Origin of the sequence: Streptomyces alkaliphilus (genome assembly GCF_014141535.1) — a bacterium.
Lineage (GTDB): Bacteria > Actinomycetota > Actinomycetes > Streptomycetales > Streptomycetaceae > Streptomyces > Streptomyces alkaliphilus.
The window spans coordinates 1-3943 of the sequence record NZ_VKHT01000469.1; the positions used below are offsets into that span (position 1 = coordinate 1).

2 protein-coding genes are annotated in these 3943 nt (G+C 70.3%); one reads left to right on the forward strand and one right to left on the reverse strand.

All coding sequences use genetic code 11. The annotated features are described in order from the left end of the window. Nucleotides 1-3: 3 nt before the first annotated feature. Nucleotides 4-693: a maleylpyruvate isomerase family mycothiol-dependent enzyme gene (locus FNQ90_RS15100; protein ID WP_182606860.1), complete on the reverse strand. Its 690-nt coding sequence runs from the start codon at nucleotides 691-693 to the stop codon at nucleotides 4-6. A gap of 241 nt (nucleotides 694-934) precedes the next feature. Here FNQ90_RS15100 and uvrA point away from each other — a divergent pair, with 241 nt between their 5' ends. Continuing rightward, nucleotides 935-3844: an excinuclease ABC subunit UvrA gene (gene uvrA, locus FNQ90_RS15105; protein ID WP_182606861.1), complete on the forward strand. Its 2910-nt coding sequence runs from the start codon at nucleotides 935-937 to the stop codon at nucleotides 3842-3844. Nucleotides 3845-3943: the final 99 nt, after the last annotated feature.

Sequence of the window (3943 nt, forward strand, 5' to 3'; positions counted from 1 at the left end):
GGGTCACAGCGCGGGGACCCGGGGCAGCTCGGTCGAGGCGGTCAGCCCGGTGCCCGCGGTGCGGCCGGTGAGCCAGCCGGTCAGCGCGGCCGGGCCGCCGGTGACGACGACCGGTTCCCCGCCGGTCCGGCCGGTGCGCCAGGATCGGCCGTCCTCGGCCCGGACCTCGATCGGTTCGACGTCCGGGCGGTCGGCGAAGCGACGGGTGAGCCAGGGCAGTGCGCGGTCGGTGAAGTCACCGGGCAGGTCGGCGATGGTGTGGCCGAGGTCGAGGTCCACCAGGTGGAGTTCGACCTCCACCCATCGCCTCCAGGGCAGCGAGGCGACGGTGTCGGTGACGCCGTTGCGCAGTTCGACGGTGTCCCCCCAGCGGTCCCCGGGGAGCCGGTTCAGGGCCTCGGCGAGCCGGTCACCCGCCGCCCGCAGATCGGACAGCTGTTCCGCGGCGGAGCGGCGGGCGCCCCGTTCGATGTCCTCCTCCCGGGCCTCGGCGCTCGCGTACATGGGCCGACCGGCGAGCACCTCCATCAGGGCGTCGGCGTTGCGGGCGAGGTGGGTCAGGACATGGCCCCTGGTCCAGCCGGGCAGCTGCGAGGGGGCGACCACGGCGTTGTCCGACAGGTCGTCGAGGTGGGCCAGCAGGCGGTCCCCGGCGTCGGCGAGGGCGTCGAGTTCGGCTTCGGGTCGGCTCATGATCACCACGCTAACCCGCCTCGCGTTCCCCGGCCAGGGTGCGCGGCGGGCTCCCACCGCCACCGGGCGGGCGGACCGAGAATCCCCTTTGATCGAACACGTGTGCTATATGCTGCCCGGGTGATCCGAGCCCCGGGTTCCCGCTCCGTGAGCCCGTTGTCGGACCCCGCCCATACTCTTGGACGGGGCGACCCGCGCGGCGCGGGCCGTCGCCCCCGAGACAGGAAAGGTGCCATTCGGCGTGGCCGACCGACTCATCGTTCGCGGCGCTCGCGAGCACAATCTGAAGAACATCTCGCTCGACCTCCCCAGAGACTCCCTGATCGTCTTCACGGGACTCTCCGGGTCGGGCAAGTCCTCGCTCGCCTTCGACACGATCTTCGCCGAGGGGCAGCGCCGGTACGTGGAGTCGCTGTCCGCCTACGCGCGGCAGTTCCTGGGGCAGATGGACAAGCCGGACGTGGACTTCATCGAGGGCCTCTCCCCGGCCGTCTCGATCGACCAGAAATCCACCTCCCGGAATCCCCGCTCCACCGTGGGCACCATCACCGAGGTCTACGACTACCTGCGGCTGCTGTTCGCCCGCATCGGTCGACCGCACTGCCCCGAATGCTCCCGGCCCATCGCCCGGCAGTCCCCCCGCGCCATCGTGGACCGGGTCTCACAGCTGGAGGAGGGCACCCGCTTCCAGGTGCTCTCACCCCTGGTGCGCGAGCGCAAGGGAGAATTCGCCGACCTCTTCGCCGAGCTGACCACCAAGGGCTACAGCCGGGCCCGGGTGGACGGGGCCGTCGTGCAGCTCGCCGACCCGCCGAAGCTCAAGAAGCAGGAGAAGCACACCATCGAGGTGGTGGTGGACCGCCTCACGGTCAAGCCGAGTGCCCGGCGCCGACTGACCGACTCCGTGGAGACCGCGCTCGGACTGTCCGGCGGCATGGTCGTGCTGGACTTCGTGGACCTCCCGGAGGACGATCCGCAGCGCGAGCGAATGTACTCCGAGCACCTGTACTGCCCCTATGACGACCTCTCCTTCGAGGAGCTGGAACCGCGTTCCTTCTCCTTCAACTCCCCTTTCGGCGCCTGTCCCGAGTGCTCGGGCCTGGGCAACCGCATGGAGGTCGACCCGGAACTGATCGTCCCGGACCCCCAGAAGTCGCTGGACGAGGGGGCCATCCACCCCTGGTCTCACGGCCACACCAAGGGGTACTTCGCCCATCTGATCAACGCGCTCGCGGAGGCCCTGAACTTCCGGACCGACATCCCCTGGGAGGGACTGCCCCAACGCGCCCGCAAGGCCCTGCTCAACGGCCACCGCACCCGCATCGAGGTCCGGTACGAGAACCGGCACGGCCGTGAGCGCGCCTACACCACCACCTTCGAGGGCGCGGTGCCCTTCATCCGCCGCCGGCACTCCGAATCGGAGACCGACTCCAGTCGTGAGCGCTTCGAGGGGTACATGCGGGAGGTTCCCTGCCCGGCCTGTCGGGGCACCCGGCTCAAGCCGGTGGTCCTCGCCGTCACGGTCAAGGACCGCTCCATCGCCGACATCGCGGGCATGTCGATCAGCGAGTGCGCCGACTTCCTGCGCGACCTCACTCTCACCGATCGCGAGAAGGTCATCGCCGAGCGGGTCCTCAAGGAGGTCAACGAGCGGCTGCGGTTCCTGGTGGACGTCGGTCTGGACTACCTCTCGCTGGACCGGGCCGCCGGCTCGCTCTCCGGCGGTGAGGCCCAGCGCATCCGGCTCGCCACCCAGATCGGCTCGGGTCTGGTGGGCGTGCTCTACGTGCTGGACGAGCCGTCCATCGGCCTGCACCAGCGCGACAACCACCGGCTGATCGAGACCCTGGTGCGCCTGCGCGACCTGGGCAACACCCTGATCGTCGTCGAACACGACGAGGACACCATCCGGACCTCGGACTGGGTGGTGGACATCGGTCCCGGCGCCGGTGAGCACGGCGGTGAGGTGGTGCACAGCGGCCCGCTCGCCGAACTGCTCTCCAACGAGAGGTCGCTCACCGGCCGCTACCTGTCCGGCAAGCGGGAGATCCCGCTCCCGGCCGAGCGGCGGACCGTGGACCCGAAGCGGAAGCTGACCGTGCTCGGCGCCCGGGAGCACAATCTGCGCTCGGTGGACGTCTCCTTCCCCCTGGGCGTGCTGACCGCCGTCACCGGTGTCTCCGGGTCGGGCAAGTCCACCCTGGTCAACGACATCCTCTACACCCACCTGGCGCGCGAGCTGAACGGCGCGCGCACCGTCCCCGGCCGGCACACCCGGGTCACCGGGGACGACCTGGTGGACAAGGTGGTGCACGTGGACCAGTCCCCCATCGGCCGCACCCCCCGCTCGAACCCGGCCACCTACACCGGGGTCTTCGACCACATCCGCAAGCTGTTCGCGGAGACGGCCGAGGCCAAGGTACGCGGTTACCTGCCGGGGCGGTTCTCCTTCAACGTCAAGGGGGGGCGCTGCGAGAACTGCTCGGGCGACGGCACGATCAAGATCGAGATGAACTTCCTGCCGGACGTCTACGTTCCCTGCGAGGTCTGTCACGGCGCCCGCTACAACCGGGACACCCTGGAGGTGCACTACAAGGGTCGGTCCATCGCCGAGGTGTTGGACATGCCGATCGAGGAGGCGACGGAGTTCTTCGAGTCGGTGCCCGCCATCGCCCGGCACCTGCGCACGCTCAAGGACGTCGGTCTGGGGTACGTGCGGTTGGGTCAGCCCGCCACCACCCTCTCCGGCGGGGAGGCGCAGCGGGTCAAGCTCGCCTCGGAGCTGCAGAAGCGTTCCACCGGCCGCACCGTCTACGTCCTGGACGAGCCGACCACCGGCCTGCACTTCGAGGACATCCGCAAGTTGATCGAGGTGCTCTCCGGCTTGGTCGACAAGGGCAACTCGGTGATCGTCATCGAGCACAATCTCGATGTGATCAAGACCGCCGACTGGGTGGTGGACATGGGCCCGGAGGGCGGGAGCGGCGGCGGCACCGTGGTCGCCGAGGGCACCCCGGAACAGGTGGCCTCGGTCCCCGGCAGCCACACCGGGAAGTTCCTGCGCGACATCCTGGGCGATCGGGTCAGTGACGCGGGGGTCCCGGTGACCGCGGGACGGGCCGGGTCGGGGCGCCCGGCCGGGCGCGGCTGAGCGTTCCCTCCGGCGCGGTGACGGGCACCCCGCCCGTCACCGCGCCGGAGGGCTTGCGTAGGGTGCGAACCGTGACATTCCCCGGCCTTCCCGCTTCCC

What these genes read in the sequence shown, in the direction of transcription:
- FNQ90_RS15100 (WP_182606860.1), bottom strand. Translation starts at nt 693, where the DNA reads ATGAGCCGACCCGAAGCCGAACTCGACGCCCTCGCCGACGCCGGGGAC.